Source organism: Bradyrhizobium oropedii, from assembly GCF_020889685.1.
GTDB classification, from domain to species: Bacteria; Pseudomonadota; Alphaproteobacteria; order Rhizobiales; family Xanthobacteraceae; genus Bradyrhizobium; species Bradyrhizobium oropedii.
In genome coordinates this window covers 1-2,570 of sequence record NZ_JACMYO010000373.1, presented here as the reverse complement: position 1 = coordinate 2,570, position 2,570 = coordinate 1, and the positions used below count along the sequence as shown (strand labels likewise).

At 65.2% G+C, this 2,570-nt stretch carries 3 protein-coding genes; 2 read left to right on the top strand and 1 reads right to left on the bottom strand.

Features of this window, described 5'->3' with window-relative positions; all coding sequences use genetic code 11:
- Positions 1 to 247 precede the first annotated feature (247 nt).
- Positions 248 to 655, top strand: a complete 408-nt coding sequence (locus tag H8A95_RS42515; RefSeq protein WP_229188384.1) for a hypothetical protein — start codon at positions 248 to 250, stop codon at positions 653 to 655.
- A gap of 115 nt (positions 656 to 770) precedes the next feature.
- Here the strand turns inward: H8A95_RS42515 and leuB are convergent, their stop codons facing one another.
- Entirely contained in the window at positions 771 to 1,883 is a 1,113-nt protein-coding gene (leuB, locus tag H8A95_RS42510) for a 3-isopropylmalate dehydrogenase (RefSeq protein WP_229188383.1), read from the bottom strand.
- 237 nt (positions 1,884 to 2,120) lie between these two features.
- Here leuB and H8A95_RS42505 point away from each other — a divergent pair.
- The coding region (locus H8A95_RS42505) for a DMT family transporter (RefSeq protein ID WP_229188382.1) at positions 2,121 to 2,570 on the top strand (450 nt) is incomplete at its 3' end.

The window sequence follows — 2,570 nt, the reverse complement described above, 5'->3', positions numbered from 1 at the left end:
CCGGCGGGCCCGCCCTGTCGGCCGACTGGGTCATGGGCAGCCAGAACCCGCTTCTGCGCGGCGCGCTTTGATGGCGAGACCGTGGCAAGACACTGGTTTTCATGAAACTTTTGCGCCGGGACACTAATTATCTCTGGCGGTGTGGCGCAATTGACCTAGTGACGGCCTCCCCACCATGGCTACAATGTGTTCCAAGTGATTTTGGCGGACGCGCCAGCCCCGATGGGGCCGTAATGACGAGGATGCGATGACCTTGAATTTCCCTGCCGCGAACAAGCTCGTGGTGTTGCTTGCCGCGGCTGCCGTCACCGCAACCGCATTCGGCATGACCGCGGCCAGCGCGCAGCAGACCCCGAGCAAGCGCAAGCAGCAAGAGCAGTATGACCGCGACGGCCGCCGCTACTACGGCGCGCAGGGTCCGAACCGCGTCTATCAGCAGGGTCCGCGCACCCGCGTTTACGTCACCACGCGCTCGTGGCTCGACGCCGGCACCGAAGTGCTGCCGGGCGACCGCAAGTTCAACGACTACGCCTATCCGCCGGATGTCGGCTACCCGTCGTTCGCACGCGAGAACAACAATCGCCCGATCGATCGCCAGCCGCTCAGCCCGCCGGCCGATCTCGGCGGCTATCCGCGCAGCTTCCCGCTGTACTGAGAATTTCGGCTGATGGCCGATACGAAAATGCCCGGCTCCGGCCGGGCATTTTGCTTTTTGGACTTTCCGTCATTCCGGGCGATGCAACGCACGCCCCGGAATGACGAAGCAGCCGTTACGCGTGCAGCTTCTGCAATTCCTTCAGGATCGCCTCGCCCATCTGCGCCGTGCTGACCGGCGTGGTGCCGGCCGACTTGATGTCGGCGGTGCGCAGGCCGCTGGCGAGCACCGCCGCGATCGCAGCGTCGACCTTGTCGGCGAGATCGCCCATGCCGAAGGAATAGCGCAGCGCCATGCCGAACGAGGCGATCATCGCGATCGGATTGGCAAGCCCCTTGCCGGCGATATCGGGCGCCGAGCCATGCACCGGCTCATACAACGCCTTGCGCTCCTTGGTCTTGGCGTCCTCCTTGCCGAGCGACGCCGACGGCAGCAGGCCGAGCGAGCCCGTGAGCATGGCCGCGATGTCGGACAGCATGTCGCCGAACAGATTGTCGGTCACGATGACGTCGAACTGCTTCGGCGTCTTGACGAGGTTCATGCCGCCGGAATCGGCGAGCTGATGCTCCAGCGTGACGTCCTTGTATTCGCGCGCATGGACCTGGGTCATGACTTCGTTCCAGAGCACGCCCGACTTCATGACGTTGCGCTTTTCCATCGAGGTCACCTTGTTCTTGCGCTTGCGCGCCAGCTCGAAGGCGACGCGGCCGATGCGCTCGATCTCGAAGGTGTCGTAGACCTGGGTGTCGATCGCGCGCTTCTGGCCGTTGCCGAGATCGGTGATGGTCTTCGGCTCGCCGAAATAGACGCCGCCGGTGAGCTCGCGCACGATCATGATGTCGAGGCCCTCGACGATCTCGCGCTTCAGGCTCGAGGCATCCGCCAGCGCCGGGTAGCACACCGCCGGACGCAGATTGGCGAACAGGGCGAGATCCTTGCGCAGCCGCAGCAGGCCGGCCTCGGGGCGCACCTCGTAGGGCACGCTGTCCCACTTCGGACCGCCGACCGCGCCGAAAATCACGGCGTCGGCCGCATTGGCCTTGGCCATGTCGCCCTCGGAGATCGACACCTTGTGCGCGTCATAGGCGGAGCCGCCGACCAGGCCCTGCTCGGTCTCGAACTTGGCGATGCCCTGCGCATTCAGCCAGTCGATCACGCGCTGCACCTCGGCCATCACTTCGGGGCCGATGCCGTCGCCGGGGAGAAGCAGCAGTTTATGGGTCGCCATGGTCGTTACCTCCTGTTCGTCATGGCCGGGCTTGTCCCGGCCATCCACGTCTTGTTGCGTTGAATGGTAAGACGTGGATGCCCGGCGCAAGGCCGGGCATGACGGAGAATGTGAAATCCGGGCGGAGTGCTAAAACGGCTTGGGCGGATTGGCAAGGCACCCTTGGCAGGCCAAAATGACCCCTAACGAGCCAACCGCGCCCCAAGAAGCTGACAAGAAGCCAACAAGACGGACCTCATGACCGCAGCCATCGTCTACGCCTTCGCCTCGGCCATTTTCCTCGGCGCCGGGGTGGTGCTGGCGCAGCTTGGCCTGCGCACCGTCGAGCCGCTGTCGGGTGCCGCGATCAGCGTGCCCTCCTTCACCCTGCTGTTTCTGTTGCTGTCGCCTTTGCTCCTGCAAGGCGAGCCGGTGGTCTGGCGCGGTCTGCCGGTCTTCATGGCGCTCGGCCTGTTCTTTCCGGCGTCGCTGACGCTGCTCACCTTCGCCTCGAACCGGGCGCTCGGGCCGGTCATCACCTCGACATTGGGCAATCTGGCGCCGCTGTTTGCGGTCACCGCCGCCGTGGTGCTGCTGCATGAGCCGCTCGCGCCTCAGCAGCTCATCGACCTCGTCGTTGCAGTGGCCGGTGCCGCGATCATCACCGTGACCCGGCCGCGCGACCTCGGTCATTGGCGCAGCTGGGCG